A 14776-nucleotide genomic window follows, 5' to 3' on the forward strand; every position below is an offset into this window, starting at 1 on the left:
GTGGCGCAAAACATGCCCTGATATCCCGGGGTGCCTAGACAGTTGTCGTACGTACTTTCTCGTAGGCCGACTCGTATGGCTCACGGGTCAGGAGGAGGGAGGCGAGTCCGAGGCGTCCACGAACGCGGACCTTTCGATAGATGCTGGACAGGTGCACCTCGACGGTGCGTTCGGAGATCTCGAGGGCTTCCCCGATCTCACGATTGGTTCTTCCCTTGGCGACGAGCTCGGCGATCTGTTGTTGCCGGGAGGTCAGGGGACTTGGTGTACGGGGGGCGTGCCAAGTGCGTGGCGGCGGCGCTGCCGTGACCATGTGCGTCATTCGTGTCACAGCGGACGACATCGCACTCGCCTCTGCCGACACGGGCCTAGAGACTGGGAGTTCGTCGCCGTCGGGCGCTGACAGCGCGCCGATCGTTGTGGGGCTGAGTTCAATCAGGTGGCTCTTGAGCAGTCGGGCCGCATCCCCCGTGAAGTCGGCCGCCACAATGGATAGGGGAAGCCTCGGCAGTGCGTTGCGAAACACGGCCGCAGCCGCGTCCAAGTCCCCGGCTTGCATCAGCGCTGACACTTGTTGCGTGCGGACGAGCGCTTCCACGACCGGCGAGATCGCCCCCTTCCGCAGAGACCACGGCCAATCCGGCACGGACCGTGAATCCGCGAGGTACAGGCGCGCCTGTAGACGGTCCTTTTCGGCGCCATCGGAGCGACGCATGCCCGCGATCTCGATCAGGTCGTGCAGTCGTGCAGCGTCAGACGAGGTGGCCACGGCCGGTTCAAGGCTCAGTACGTGCCGGGCAAGCACGTCAGCGGTCAGCAACCCCGATGGCTCTATAAGGGCGTCGGCAGCGCGAGTGAACGACGCCGCGGCTTCTCTCACGGCATGGTCACCGCTGTTCGACGCTGAGGTGAGAGACCGAACGGCTGAAGACGGGTAGCCGGCCATCAAGGCGGCCTGTCCGCGAAGCAGCTCAGCTCGCCCCCGCGCTTCCGCACCCGTGCGGGCTAGTGCCTCCTCAAGCGCATAGAAGGCAGCCCGGCAGTTCCCGGAACGCATCAGCTGCGTTCCCAGGTGGAGGAGGCGCCGCCCCAGGTCCGCCTGTGACGGCAATCCGGACTTGGCGTGGTGCCACGACGCGATGGCATACCCTCGCGCATCCAAAGCCTTCGCCAATCCACGGTGGATGGCGATCCGCTCCTCGGGGTCTGCGCTCGCTCGGAGCGCCAGGCGGAGACAAGGGTCCGAGAATCGGAACGTCCCGTCCGTGAATTGCAACGCACCGGCCGCCAGCCCGGATACGACGTCGTCCAGTTCTGCCGCTGAAGCAAGGAGAACGACATCGCTGCTGTCGACCACGCTGAACGCCGCCGTCATCAGCAGTCGGCGGCCCGCCGTGGAGAGCTCGTCAAGACCGTCGAACGCCTTGGAGATCAAGACGGGGCCTGCGGGAAGGGTCTCCGGGGGCACCTCCGTACCGGCAAGGTGCTCCGGAGTGAGTTGCCCTGCCATCTCACGCAAGACGCCCCTGTCCCATGTCGCGGTAACAGCGATCTCACCCGCCACGTGAGGTGCGACCGGCAGGCCGATCGCGCGCAGCGACGAACTCGCCCACTCCACCCCATCCACAGACATCGATTCCATTGTCGGAGACTACGAATCCGGCTCACGACCGCAGCAGTTTGCTAAGGGTTAGTACGTATCGACGGCGGCGGGAGAACTCCCGGTGTGCGATCGTTCTGCTGACCGTTTAGGAGGGAATCATGGCCGAACCAACAACCCGCAGCCGCAACCGCAACAAGACCCCCGCACCCGTCGTTATCGGCTTCTGCATCCTGTTGATCTCACTCATTCTTACCGCCGTCGGACTCATCGTCGCCTATATCGCGATGGCGGGATCGGGACAGGATCTCTCCGACACCCTTACGAACCGCGCCATCATGTCTGGTGTCACGACCCTGGTGCAGTTCATCCTGCTGTTCATGGTGCTGCGCGGCAACTCCAGAGCCCGACTCGCCATCACTGTCCTACAGGTCGCGAGCCTCATCCCCGTGTTCCTCCACCCCGAGCCTCTCGCATTCGCAAGCGTAGGCATCGGAATTCTCGCCGCGATTCTCTTCTGGATCCCGGCGTCCAAACCTCACTTCACAAGCAAAGCCAACTGAGCGGTTCGTTCGAGTGCTTCTCCGGGTTCTGGAGAAGCACTCGAACGTTCTCCGGAGATCTCGTGCGGGAGTCGCGGTCAAGCGATCGCGACGGGAAGTTCGTCCCTGTGGGTCGCAGCGCTTCGAGAGTATCGCGCGCTTCATCTCCCAGGAGGCCGAAGCCTTCATGCCGTCGAGTCTGACGCCGATCACGTATCCTGGCCACGCGTGAGTGCTTGTCGTACTGACCGCCATGTCCGACGACTAGCCCAACTCGACGAGTGGGAGCCGCGGTCTACACGCCGACGGATGGCGGGAGTGGAGGACCGATCCGCGGTCGACCTGGACCGGTTGCAAGGGTACGAGAAGCCCCTATCGAACGCGTGCTCGTACCGAAGCAGACGTTCGAGCGCATAGACCGCGGGTTCCTGGTCTCACCAGCCGCGGTTGACATTGAACAACGGTCTCCCGGTCGAGGCTAAGTATCGATCGGCTTGTATCCCGGACAGTTCGGCGCATGGGGTCGGACCAGAGCCACCGGAGGGCGTCGGAGGGAGGACGTCGCCGTGCTGGGGAGACTGGCCTCCGTCCGACGACTAGGCGGAAGTCGTACCCGGCCCGGGCCAGGGCCGCAGCGACTTCGAGGTATTAGCGCCGAACTAGAACAGACCCCCTAGCGCCAAACTGGGATGGCCCCCTGGCTCAGGTTAGGAGGGTGGTTTCAGCGGATACGTGGGCAGAGATTCGCCGGTTGCATCGGTCGGAGAGGGTGCCGATCAAGCAGATCGCGAGGGATCTCGGGGATCGGGCGGAACGCGATCCGTCGGACGTTGCGGGGCGAGGATCGACCGGACCGGTCCAGGGGCCCGCGGGGCTCGAAGATCGACGCGTTCGTCTCGCAGATCCGGGCGTTGCTGGCGGAGTATCCGAAGATGCCGGCGACGGTGATCGCTGAGCGTGTCGGCCGGGAGTTCTCGGCCTGGTTATTCTGGGAGCGGATCTCACAGCAGTGGCCGGAGTACCAGGGCGTCGATTCCTCGGACCGGCCCTCGTATCAGGCCGGGGAGGCGACCCAGTGCGATCCGTGGTTCCCCGAGACGCGGATCCCTGTCGGCGCTAGTCAGGGCCGTGTCCTGCCAGTGCTGGTGTCGGGGTTCTCCCGCCGGATCGAGGCGATCATGCTCCCGTCTCGGCAAGGTGGGGATCTCAACGCGGGCATGAGGTCGCCGCTGCAACGCTTCGGCGGGGTCCCGCGATCACTGCTGTGGGATCGGGAGGCAGCGATCGGCGGGCTGGGCAAGCCCACCGTCCTCGGGGCGACGTTCGCGGGCACTCTGGCGACCAGGCTCCGTCTCGCGCCGCCGCGCGAAGGGCATCGTCGAGCGCGCGAACCGGTTCCTGGAGACCTCATGACAGATCACCCTGAACTCCGGGAGGTGGTCGCGCTGTCGAGCCGGATCATGGCGGCATCGGGCAGCGGCGACTTCATCTGGGGCCACGTCTCCGCACGGGACCCAGAGGGCCGCGGCGTTTGGCTGAAACAGGCGTCCTGGGGCTTGGAGGAGATCACCCCTGAGCGCGTGCATCCGGTGTCTCCCGATGGCGAGGTGCTGGCCGGAGGGGCCAGCGGCACAGCGAATATCCAATCCACACCGAAATCATGACGGCCCGTCCGGACATTGGCGGGGTCGTGCACGTGCACAGCCGCTACCCCGTGGCACTGGCCGCGTCCGGCGTGCAGCTGCGTCCCGTGAGTCACGAAGCGAACTACTTCGCGCCGCTCGGGGTCCCGCGTTTCACTCAGACGGCCGATCTGATCCTCACTCGGGAGCTCGGCCACGCCGTTTCGGTTGTCATGCGCGACGGTGCAACGCTCATAAACACGGCCCGCGGATCGCTCGTCGATGAACGTGCACTCCTCCACGAGTTGCGTCGAGAACGCCTGCGTGCCGTGCTCGACGTCACGGACCAAGAACCCCTTCACCCTGGCGCGCCGCGCCTCACCGCTCCAGGAGCCTTCATCACCCCTCACATCGCCGGCTCGCAGGGATCCGAAGTACGGCGCCTCGGAGCAGCAGCGATCGCCGAGGTGCACCGATATCATCGAGGCGAACCCTTCCGTCACCCTGTGGCCTCGGCACGCCTGGGCACGTCTGCATAGCCGTGGCGGGCGCGCTCCGCCGTCTCGCACTCCTTCAGAACACGCCACAAGCGATCCGAGAAAGCGCTAGCTTCATGGCCCCGCCGACGCCCTGGAGAAGCAGGTCACGGCAGTCCGTGACAACCGACCGGTACTCGCCTCCTCATGATGTCCCCGCGAGAACCCAAGCACTGTCTTCCGCCTGTTGGTTACATAGACAGCAACCCAATCCAGGTAGGCGCATGACTCGCTGAAACCGTCGTCCGAACGTGCGAAGCGACGCGCGCATATTGCATGTCGATACGACTCTGGCGGGCGAGTTCGTGCGGTCGGGAGCACCGGGACGGTTCGGTCTCGCCGCCTCGGGGACAGATAGAAGCCCCGGGAACGTAGCGACCCGTCGCCGAGGAACTGCGCAAGGCCGGATGCTGTGTCCTCGCCCCGACTCTTCCTGACTCGCCGACGGCGCGGACCCACAAGGGTACAGTCTCGAGGACGTCGTCCACGGAGTCGAGAGCAATGATCTCCACGACCTGATCCTGGTCAGCCACAGCTGGGGTGGATATCCGATCAGCGGCGCGACGCCACGCCTCGCGTCGCGGCTACGAAAGCTCATCTACTGGAGCGCCTTCGTACCGCACTACGGCGTCTCGCCAATTGGACCAAGTACCGCTCGCCTACGTCGAAGCGTTCACCTCGTTCCCCGAAGCACATCGACGAGCTCGGACCATGCTCCCAAAGCGCCGTACGGTTGCAGCTGTTGCCCTGGGGTCGTGCAAACGGGCTCGCCCGACGATGATTCGGGTGAGCCCGATGGCTGTCGGCATTATGCCCCGGCGGTGTCCCCCGTCCACGCGTACCAGACGTTCTTATCGTGCGCGATCTCCATGTCGCGGTTACCGCACTGAAGGCGTCCGTCCGTAGGAAGTTCCTCCGGCCACCAATCCGCAGTGATCGCCGGGGACACAGGCGGTTCCTCCGATGCTGCCGCACACCCGGCAATATCCGAGAGCCCTATTTCTGATCGGAACCTCAGCAGATAGCCCGGGCCGTCCGTGCGGATTGTGATCTTGATCGAGGTCGCATCCGCTGGCACCCATTCCGGAACGTTCAACGCGAAGTAGTCGCTCTTACGTGCCGCAGCATCTTTGAGATCGGAGTATTCGACGGTCTCCCGGTGAGTGAGCATGCTGTTCAGGTCGCTACACCCTGTCAGGACTACCGAAGCCCCTCCGAGGGCGAGGAGAGCGGACGAGACGAGCAGGGACCGACGTGTTCTCTGGCGCATGCCTCAACGCTACGGACCGTCAACGCGGCTGTCGTCCGGCACGCGATGTAGCCCGAGTCCGCCAAGCGGATGACGTTCACATCGAACCTGGGTATCACGCGCCGCGCGCTGCTGAGTGTCTCGACGGCGCTGACATGCAGTAGGTCTGCCCGGTCTGTGTCGTCATTCGCAGCGAGCGGGACACGGTCCGATCCGCGGGCGGACAGCCCCTGGATGCGGACGCGGGACCCACTCGTCGATTCATCGATCGTTGCCGGTCCGGGCGGCGATAGCCAAGCACGAGATCCTCATGGCCGACCTTCGCGGGCCTGATCCGCGTTCGCGTCCGGCATGGGGAGGTCGATCCGCTGACCTGGAGCAAGAGGAGTCCCTGGCAGTTCAGGCGCCCGGGGACTCCGCTCGACGGCGGAGCTGGAGGCCCGTGAACACGTCAGACCCGAGCGTTTCGCCCAGAGGAGGGCGAGGACCGTGAACACGCCGTCGAGCAGGAGGGTCCAGAGCAGGTCGACCGGATTGACGGTCGTCGCCGTCGCCTCGCTGATGCCCAACGCGGGGATGATCATTGCGTTGAGGTTGGTCACGGCGTGCAGCGCGATTGCGGCCTCCAGTCCGCCGGTCCTCCAGGTGATCCACGCCATGAGCGCGGCGAAGATCCCAACCCCGAGCGAACCCCAGACGTCATAGGTGTGCCCGAGCACGAACAGGGGCACCGGGATGAGGACGGCGAAAGCCGGGTGCTTCAGCCACCGACCGACCAGTTGCATGAGGTAGCCGCGGAACACATACTCCTCGGCTGCGGCCTGCAGCGGGATCAGCAGCACAATCAGCACCAGCGTCCATGCGAGTCCCGGCCGGTCCCACCTCACGTCGATGCGCTCCCCGAGGGCAAGGGTGATGACGACCTGCACGGCGACGAGCGCCACCATGAGCACCGCAGCAAGAGCGAGCATCCGCCCCATCCACCGCCACCGGATACGACCCGCCACGGACGACAACAGCCCCACCCCGCGCCCCTGCGCGAGGCGAGAGCCGAGAAGCGTCGCCGGAAGCAACAGGATGATGAGGGCCATCGTCCACACGAACACGACAGGGTCGCTCAGCCCGAACGGATCCGTCTCGAGGTCCGCGGCCTCCGACCACCAGTCCTCGGACAACGCCCCGGCCCCGGTCACCTCCGGCGGCAGGACCGCCGACACGAGTAGCAAGACGACGAAGAGCACGGCGTAGACCACCACGGCGAGCACGCCCGCCACCAGTGGCGCCCACCACCGATTCCGAGGACGCACCAGGCTCAGTCGATGAAACGCCAGACGATCAGCAGCCGTAGTCATAGCGCGATCATGCCCGATCAGCGATCGCGCGCTCACAGGCTCCCCTCGACACGCGATCTGCCCTGTCGGCCGGCTACGGCGTTACCCGTAGGTCACGTCAGAAGGAGTCACCCCAAGCAGGGGAACCGGCGGCTGTCCGGAGGCGGCCGCCGGTTCGGCGGCACACGCTCGGCTCACATGGGAGCCTGGATGTCCTGCTTCTTGTTCCACTCCATGACTTCCGTCATCGTGGTCACGTCGGCAGTGGTCTCCGTGATTCCCAGGACTGCATAGTCCGGCGTGACCTGCATGGAGAGCTCGACCGTCGTACCGGCCGTTTCGTGCCTTCCGGTGATCACGAAGACCTGCTGCCCGAGCACTTCTTGTGTTCCAACGACGTTGAGTGTTCCCTTGGCAATGGTGAACCGATTGGTGGGATCGAACTGTTCGATCGATTGAGCTCCCGAGCTGAGGGCGGCGACCTTCTCGTCCGACGAGGTGGGATCTCCCACGACCCAGTCACCGCCGGTGGGCTTTACCCAGACGCGGTCACCGATCCGGATGGTGGAGCCGAGCTCGTTCTCAAGCGAGTATGCCCCGTCAGAAGGACTCACCTTCATGGTGCTCGCCTCCGTCCCCGCAGTCGCCTTCGCTGCGTAACCGGCGGACTCACGTCGAGCCTCCTTGGCGCAGTCGATGAACTCTTCGGCCTCGATCGTGCCCCCCGGCGGTGAGAGCGGGGCACTCTCCGGGCGTGGCGTCCTCTTCGGCCCTCGGCTTCTGGGTCTCGGTGGGCGTTTCCGCGGCTGTATCCGTCGGCTTAGGGGTCTGCCCCCCCCCCCCCCCGGTGCCGAGGTGGAACAGCCGGCGAGGGCCAGCACGGCGAAAAGCGCCGTTCCCGCCGCCATCTTGCTGATGCGCATTGCGTCTCCTTCTTGGTCACGGGCGACGCGGCTTCCCCGGTCAACGAATCGACCGCTCCCCCGCCGCGGTGCTCCCACGACACTGCTCACCGTTGCGGGTCGCGTACGCAGGGCCCCAGTGATTCCTGCGCACCTGCACCGAGGTCATACGTACTTCCTCGTAGACGGCGAACAAACGGCACGACACTGGCTACTGGTTGTCCCCTGCGCACCGGTCTCCTCCTCTAGGAAACCCTTCACTTCGAGCGGATTCGCCAAGTAAAGCGACACGGATCCGAATGTTCCTCAGGCTCGGCAGTGAGGACGCCACAAGGACATACGGGGTAACCCGTAAGCGTCGCGATTGACCCACTTCGCGGTGTCCTCGCCGCGCGGACGGACCTGGCCGCCGTTAGGGAGCGCGCCCGCGGGCGCGCTCCCGGAGGAGTCGCGCGATGCGCGGCACACTGGTCTGCCACTATTACGACTGAGCCCCTTAGGGAAAGGACACCAATGTCATCGACTGTTCCTCGTTCGCCGGCACGTCCACTGACCGTCACCGTCGGGTTCTGGCTGTTACTCCTCGGACTGGTCTACGAGGCGGTACTCCAGATCATCGCGATCCTCGAGTTCCCCGCCGCGCTCGCCGCGAACTCCGATGCCGAGGCTGCGGCCGCCTTCACGACGATCTTCGTGGTTGCTGAGGTCTTCACGGGCCTGGTGATTCTGCTGGAGCTCATTTTCCTGTTCCCCATGTTGCGAGGCAAGAACTGGGCCCGAATCCTGGTAACGATCCTCGAGGTCCTCTCGTTGTGGGGCGTCGTGCGCGACCCCGATGTCGTGGCTGTCATCGCCGGAGTGATCTCGGTTGTCGCCCTCGTACTGCTTTGGCTGCCCGCCTCGAACACCTACTTCCGCAAGCAGCGCTAAGACCAGCCCCAACGGTCGACGTTGGGTCCCGTGGCTCAAGTCACCAGGCTGCTTGGCCGCGTCCCGTCGACTCCCCCACCTACTGGAGAACTCATGACGCAGGAACACCCCGCTCGCCGCTCAACGTCGCCCACGGGACGAGAGCTTGTCCGAGAGTCCTGGCGTCAGCTCAAGGCAGCCCGGAGCGTTGCCGCGCTCCCCTTGCTCGGAGGATTCGCGGCGACCGTTCTATTTCTGGCTGTGGTAGTCCCAGGCTTCATTCTCGGCGCCCAAGTACCGGAGGACCACACCAGAACGATCGTTCTCACCGTGAGTGTGATCCTCGGCGGCATCCCCGCGACACTGGTCGCGACGTTCTTTCAAGGAGCGGTAGTCAGCGCAGCGCTACAGCAATCCGAAGGAGGTCAACCGACGATCACCACGGCACTGGCCGGGGCAAGGGCACGCTTCGGGCCACTGTTGCTGTGGGGTCTGATGGTCGCGACAGTCGATGTCGTCCTCTCCCTCATCCGAGACAAGAACAACATCTTCAGTAGCATCGTTTCGGTCGCCGGTGAACTAGCATGGTCCGCTGCCACCTTCCTCGCGCTGCCCGTCGTCGTCGCGGAAGGGCGCCGACCGTTCACCGCCGTCAAGAAGTCCGCAAGCCTCCTCAAGCACACCTGGGGCAGTGCCATCCGCGTCACCGTCCGCTTCGGCTTCGTCCTGCTTCCCGTGGTCCTCGGGACGATCCTGCTCGTCGTCGCCGGCTCGGTCGTTCTCGCGCTCGGCACCACCACCGGAGGGGTGGGCGGCATCAGCGAAGAGATCATCGGCCTCCTGCTCATTGCAACCGGCCTTGTCGTACTGGTCGTCGGACTCGCGATCGTCAGCACTTTGCGCGCTTACGTGACGACGCAGCTCTACCTCTACGCATCAGGACTCCCCACTAGCGTGCCGGTCGACCTCGTCCGTGCCGCGGTTCAGGTGGCCTGACCGCCGCACGGATGTGGTCGAGCTGTGTCACTGATCGCGGACGCTGCGATCGCCATGTTGAGGCCTAAGTAGCCTGCCTCGCTGACCGACCAGGAATCCACCGGTTCGTCCGCCGGCGGGGGCCGGGATCGACCGCTCTGCATGCGTGCCGCCATCGCGCCCGCGAGGGCCGCCGCTCGTCGCGGTACGTCGCTCCTACCATATTGCCGACCACGTTCTCCAGACGGGCCATGGCGCGCCATCCCCCGCTCGCCCACCACCGCCGCGCCTCCGCCGAGTTCTTCCATCGTTGTCGCCATACACGGGACTTCGCTGCAGGTGTTACCGGCGGCATTCTGATTCACTGCGATCCGGTCATGGCCAAGACCTAGGAACAGTCTGGAGTCCCCGCAATGGTCCGCCATTGGCTGACAGACGACGAGCCGCAGAGCCCATTTCTGAACTCAAGCACGATCGAACGACCATGACCGAGCCCGTTAAGCCCACGGAAGAACGCTCAGACGTCGCATTGGTGTGGCCCCAACGCAGCTGCGGGAGCCGTGCAGTCGGGGCCACGTTCCCCGAGGGCCGCTGGGGTCAACCCTGGGAAACCCGGCAAACCTCTCCACGCATGCTCGCCGTCGCCCACCAGAATATTGCCGGGTGCCGAGCGCAGCAAGAGCAGACTCTCCGTGCAAGGGTGCTCGCCCACCCCTTACATGACTCTGGCGAGCTGCTCCCTCTCATCCACCTCCCTCTCACGAATCGCACGCGCGAGTAGCCGTTGGCGCTCCGCCAGTGCCGTAGGACCCGAAAAGCCAGGCTCCACCGACGAAGAAGCACGGGCGCGTCGGACGTCAACCTCATCTGCACCAGAGTCGCACGATGCCGAACGAGTACCGTACGAGGCCGATGGATAGGACGCGGGATCTCCCCACAGAGCGCGCGTGCTCCTCCACCGGGCAAGATAGACAGACCGGAAGCAGCGACCGACGAAGTACCCGTGGAGAATGTCGTTGTCATCGGCGGAACCGATCAGACCGGAACGAAGCTCTTGAGGAGCCTCCACGCCTCGGGCCCCGGAGTCTTGGCCGCCGGCGTGAGCGTCAGGACGAGGCAGGGGCTCCACGCCGCGATAGAGAGCGCCACGGTCGTCATCGACGTCGCAAGACCCTCAACCTTCGACAGCGAAGAAGTCCTCAACTACTTCGCCGGGTCCGCACCTACTGTCCCCAAGGCGGATTTGGCAGCCAATGTGCGCCGTGATGTGGAACTGACCGTTGTCGGGGCGCAGGCGAACACGTCGCCATCGCCCTCGTGGATCTCGCGTTGCGGCCTGCCCCTACTGCACTGGTCGGACGCGCCGTCACCGGCACCCTCCTCGTGCGCGCGATGAAGGAGGACGGCGTCGACATCTGGGGCGACGGCTCCACCTACAAGGGCAACGACATCGAGCGGTTCTACCGCTACGGCCTGCTCGCGAACCCGCGCCTGCGGATCTACAAGCCGTGGCTGGACGCGGACTTCGTCACCGAGCTCGGCGGGCGCCAGGAGATGAGCGACTGGCTCGTCGCCCACGGGTTCCCCTACCGGGACTCAGCAGAGAAGGTCGGGACAGGCGAGGATATCCGCACCAGTTGACAGTGCCGACCGGAGCCTCCGTACCCGAAGGCACGCCTTCGACTCCGACACCGGCTGACGCACCCACCCAACGGGTGCCGCACTCCACTTTCGGCATCCCCCTCGGACGTCAGAGGACCAAGCCGACCGCTAGCCCGATCAGCGCCAGGGCCGGAATCACTCCCTGTTTCAGCGCGGCACTCCGCTTCCCGGGGCTGGAGAGGAAGAGCACCAAGGCGGCCGCAACCATCGAGCCGTTCCCGGTGAAGACGAGCGTCGCACCGACCGTCGTGTTCCCGGTAACGAATACCACCAGGCCGAGGAGGGTCGCCATGGCGAGGAACAGGTTGTAGAAGCCCTGATTGAAGGCCAGCTCTTTGGTCGCGAGCGCTTCCTGCTCGGTCGTGTCGAAGGTTGCACGCGTGCGGGCCGTCGTCCAGGTGATCGACTCCATTGAAAAGATGTATACGTGGACTAGTGCCGCCGCAGCGGCGAGCGTCAATCCTGCGATGACCATGTGCGTGCTCCAATTCTGTACTGAACATTCCAAGCTTATACTGTACCGATCGTTCCAAATACGAGGAGCACCATGGCCCGCCCTGAGAGTTTCGATCGCGAAGCGGTCGTCCGCGCCGCTCGCAACCTGTTTTGGAGTACGGGATACGAGAGCTCCTCCATCGCCGACATCGAGATGGCCACGGGTTTGAGTCGTTCGAGCATCTATAACGCCTTCGGCTCCAAGCGCGGACTCTTCGACGAAGCCGTGCAGAGTTATCTTGAGGAGGTTGTTCGTCCGCGTCTGCGGCCATTGGCGGTCGGGGCTATCGCTGTCGACGCGATCGCGACCTACCTCAGCGAGCTACATGCGATGTTCCGCACTGGGGAGTCGATGGCGGCGTCCCAGGGCTGCCTGCTCGTCAACACGGCACGGTCAGCCCTCGCGAACGATCCACAGATCACTCGCGCTATCCGTGACTACCTCTCCGAACTCCACAGCGCGCTGGAATCAGGCATCCTCGCTCGCCGTCCTGAACTGGACGTCCCTGCAGCCTCGTGCCTCGCGGATGCCGTGACCGGACTTGTCGTCGCCGCCTTCTCGGTCGCGCGCGTCGATGTTAGCCAGTCCGCGCGCTGCATTGAGACCGCGCTTGATCTGCTCGATCAGCGGCGGGTTGCCATCGCTTCCGTTCCGCGCTAAGCGGGGTTGTGTCTCTGTGACAGCCTAATAGCTGCCCCTCATCCCGCACCGGCCGGGGTTTCCTCAGCCCGCCCGTGCCGGAGCGTGAGAAGACAGAGCGACGGGGAGAAGAAGGGCACGACTTCGTTCAGGACGAGCGGACCTGCCGTCTGACGCAAGAGATCCCTAACGAGGCACGCGTGGACCTGGCATGCCGTCTCGTAGTTGTCGTCGGCGGCATAGAGCGCGCAAGGTGTGAGCTCGACGGTGAGCGCATCCTCGTCGATGCGGGGCTGCAGACCCACTTCGTCGAGGTGCTCATAGACGACATCCAGTTGGCGGAGGACATCCTCGTCGAGCGCGGGCCGGCGAGGAGCCCCACCAATGGTTGCACGCAGGAGCGCTCCGCGACGTTCGGCATCGGTGATCCTCCTCGCCGCCGGGATGCTCTCCGTATGGTCCACTACTGTGCGGTACGCAATCGCGGGACGACCGCGGGTCGCCCGATGCTGCGGCTCACCGACGATGAGTCCCTCCCTGACGAGCACGGCGAGGTGATCGCGCACGGTGTTGATCGGGGTTGAAAGTCGATCGGCAAGATCCCGGGCGAGAACGCCTGGGTGCCGCTGGATCTCGTGTAGCAGCCGCAGCCGGGCCGGTTGCGAAATGGAGCGGTAGGCGTGAGCGGGACGGGGCACGCCAGCAGTGTAGGCGTTCGAGGTTGCCCCCGCCTCAATGCCGGGTCACCGCAATTGAACCGGCCAACGCGGAGGCAGGCGGACCGGAAGATCGCCGAAGATCGATTCCGTCCGAGGTCCGCACTAGCGAAGGAAAACCCCTTATGCACCTGTCGTCCGCGTCCGAGTCCATCGTCCGCCGCACGGCATCGGTGGTTGCCGCACATGCGGATGAGATCACCCGGGTGTTCTACCCGTCGATGTTCGCCGCCCACCCTGAGTTCCTCAACGTCTTCAACCAGGCGAATCAGGCGGCCGGCGAGCAGCCGAGGGCGCTCGCGCGCTCCATTGTGGCATTCGCGACGCACCTCATCGATCCGATGGCCCCGGACTTCGCTCCGGTCTTACGTCGCATCGCGCACAAGCACGTGTCGCTCGGGATCTCCGCCGCGCAATATCTCATTGTCCAACGGCATCTTCTCGACGCAATAGGCGCTGTGCTCGGTGACGCGGTGACAGCAGAGGTCCGCTCGGCATGGGACGAGGTCTATTGGCTCTTCGCCACGGGTCTCATCGCGGAGGAGGCCCTCCTCTACAGCCGCGGCGGCACTGATCCGGCCACGCCATGGCGGCGCTACCGCGTCGTCGAGCGGTTCGAAGAATCGGAGGACGTGTTTTCGCTCGTGCTCGCGCCTCTCGAGGGAACCGCACCGGAACACGCCACCGGACAGTACGTCTCGATCGCTGTGGATCTCCCCGGCGGCCGGCGGCAGGCCCGGCAGTATACGATCTCGTCCGGACGTAGGGGAGACTCGCTACGCGTGACAATCAAGCGCGTGCAGGGCACAGCCACCACTCCCCCGGGAGAGATCTCCACTTGGCTGCATATGAACGCCGCCCCCGGGACGGAGCTTGACCTTTCACAGCCCGCAGGCGATGTCGTCCTGGACGACTCGGACCAGCCGCTCGTGCTCATCTCTGCCGGCATCGGCATCACCCCGATCGCGGCGATCCTCGAGGATGTCTCCCGCCGCCAGCACGCGCGAACGGTACGGCTCTACCACGCGGACACCACCCACGCGGCACACCCTCTCTATGCCTCGCTCCGCCGCCAGGTCCTGTCTATGCCGGACGCCCACGCACAGAACTGGTACGAGCAAGGGGCCGAAAGCGCACCGACGCTGCGTCCCGCACGCGCAGGACGCATGGACCTCAGCGACACCGTCCTCCCGGAGAATGCCCGCGTCTTCATGTGCGGGCCGCTGCCCTTCATGCAAGCGATGCGCACCACCCTCCTCTCCAGAGGCATCCCCGCCGAACGGATCCACTACGAGATCTTTGGGCCTGATCTCTGGGCTGCCGAGAACGCCTGACGAAGCTCTGGCAGACAAGCCGCTGGCCCCGGCGTTTCCCCGCGAACGTTGGACGCGGCTCGTGGTCCTCGGACTCGCGGAGTCACCGGATTGAGTGGGCTCGGTATCGTGCGTGGATGGACGGGGTTCTGGCAGTGACTGCTCGCGCGACGCCTGATGGTGCCGCCGTGACGCTGACCAGCGCCCCGTCAACACCGTGCGGAAACGTCAGCATCCCGAGTTGGACAGCCACCGTCTGTGCGCTGGTGACGCGTCACGCCCTC

11 protein-coding genes and 2 pseudogenes are annotated in these 14776 nt (G+C 65.1%); 8 read left to right on the forward strand and 5 right to left on the reverse strand.

Annotated elements, in window-relative coordinates; all coding sequences use genetic code 11:
• Positions 1 to 34 precede the first annotated feature (34 nt).
• The gene (locus K8F61_RS09495; RefSeq protein WP_231821479.1) at positions 35 to 1642 is read right to left on the reverse strand and encodes a helix-turn-helix transcriptional regulator; all 1608 of its coding nucleotides are present in this window, start codon (positions 1640 to 1642) and stop codon (positions 35 to 37) included.
• 119 nt (positions 1643 to 1761) lie between these two features.
• On the opposite strand from K8F61_RS09495, the gene K8F61_RS09500 reads away from it, so the two are divergent.
• From K8F61_RS09500 to K8F61_RS09510, 3 genes and pseudogenes are all read left to right on the forward strand, one after another.
• Positions 1762 to 2163: a hypothetical protein gene (locus tag K8F61_RS09500; RefSeq protein ID WP_231821480.1), complete on the forward strand. Its 402-nt coding sequence runs from the start codon at positions 1762 to 1764 to the stop codon at positions 2161 to 2163.
• Between the two features lie 1439 nt (positions 2164 to 3602).
• Positions 3603 to 3940, forward strand: a pseudogene (locus K8F61_RS09505) (class II aldolase/adducin family protein); the annotation flags it as partial.
• 18 nt (positions 3941 to 3958) lie between these two features.
• Positions 3959 to 4303: an NAD(P)-dependent oxidoreductase gene (locus K8F61_RS09510; protein WP_231821541.1), complete on the forward strand. Its 345-nt coding sequence runs from the start codon at positions 3959 to 3961 to the stop codon at positions 4301 to 4303.
• Positions 4304 to 5857: 1554 nt separating this feature from the next.
• On the opposite strand, the gene K8F61_RS09515 is transcribed toward K8F61_RS09510, so the two are convergent.
• Together K8F61_RS09515 and K8F61_RS09520 are read right to left on the reverse strand one after the other, a co-directional pair.
• The gene (locus tag K8F61_RS09515) at positions 5858 to 6856 is read right to left on the reverse strand and encodes a CPBP family intramembrane glutamic endopeptidase (protein WP_231821481.1); all 999 of its coding nucleotides are present in this window, start codon (positions 6854 to 6856) and stop codon (positions 5858 to 5860) included.
• Between the two features lie 218 nt (positions 6857 to 7074).
• Entirely contained in the window at positions 7075 to 7500 is a 426-nt protein-coding gene (locus tag K8F61_RS09520; RefSeq protein ID WP_231821482.1) for a hypothetical protein, read from the reverse strand.
• A gap of 795 nt (positions 7501 to 8295) precedes the next feature.
• On the opposite strand from K8F61_RS09520, the gene K8F61_RS09525 reads away from it, so the two are divergent.
• The 3 genes and pseudogenes from K8F61_RS09525 to K8F61_RS09535 form a co-directional block, all read left to right on the forward strand.
• On the forward strand, positions 8296 to 8712 hold the full coding sequence (locus K8F61_RS09525; protein ID WP_231821483.1) for a hypothetical protein: 417 nt from the start codon (positions 8296 to 8298) through the stop codon (positions 8710 to 8712).
• Positions 8713 to 9021: 309 nt separating this feature from the next.
• Positions 9022 to 9687, forward strand: a complete 666-nt coding sequence (locus tag K8F61_RS09530) for a DUF6159 family protein (RefSeq protein ID WP_231821484.1) — start codon at positions 9022 to 9024, stop codon at positions 9685 to 9687.
• Between the two features lie 1323 nt (positions 9688 to 11010).
• Positions 11011 to 11274: pseudogene (locus K8F61_RS09535) on the forward strand (argininosuccinate synthase); the annotation flags it as partial.
• Positions 11275 to 11416: 142 nt separating this feature from the next.
• On the opposite strand, the gene K8F61_RS09540 reads toward K8F61_RS09535, so the two are convergent.
• Positions 11417 to 11803, reverse strand: a complete 387-nt coding sequence (locus K8F61_RS09540; protein ID WP_231821485.1) for a DUF1304 domain-containing protein — start codon at positions 11801 to 11803, stop codon at positions 11417 to 11419.
• 72 nt (positions 11804 to 11875) lie between these two features.
• Here K8F61_RS09540 and K8F61_RS09545 point away from each other — a divergent pair, with 72 nt between their 5' ends.
• Entirely contained in the window at positions 11876 to 12484 is a 609-nt protein-coding gene (locus K8F61_RS09545) for a TetR/AcrR family transcriptional regulator (RefSeq protein ID WP_231821486.1), read from the forward strand.
• A 38-nt stretch (positions 12485 to 12522) separates the two neighbouring features.
• Here the strand turns inward: K8F61_RS09545 and K8F61_RS09550 are convergent, their stop codons facing one another.
• Positions 12523 to 13161: a helix-turn-helix domain-containing protein gene (locus K8F61_RS09550; protein WP_231821487.1), complete on the reverse strand. Its 639-nt coding sequence runs from the start codon at positions 13159 to 13161 to the stop codon at positions 12523 to 12525.
• Between the two features lie 143 nt (positions 13162 to 13304).
• On the opposite strand from K8F61_RS09550, the gene K8F61_RS09555 reads away from it, so the two are divergent.
• A complete protein-coding gene (locus tag K8F61_RS09555) occupies positions 13305 to 14513 on the forward strand; it encodes a globin domain-containing protein (RefSeq protein ID WP_231821488.1) in 1209 nt (402 codons plus the stop codon).
• Positions 14514 to 14776: the final 263 nt, after the last annotated feature.

This window comes from Microbacterium resistens (genome assembly GCF_021172025.1).
GTDB lineage: Bacteria > Actinomycetota > Actinomycetes > Actinomycetales > Microbacteriaceae > Microbacterium > Microbacterium resistens.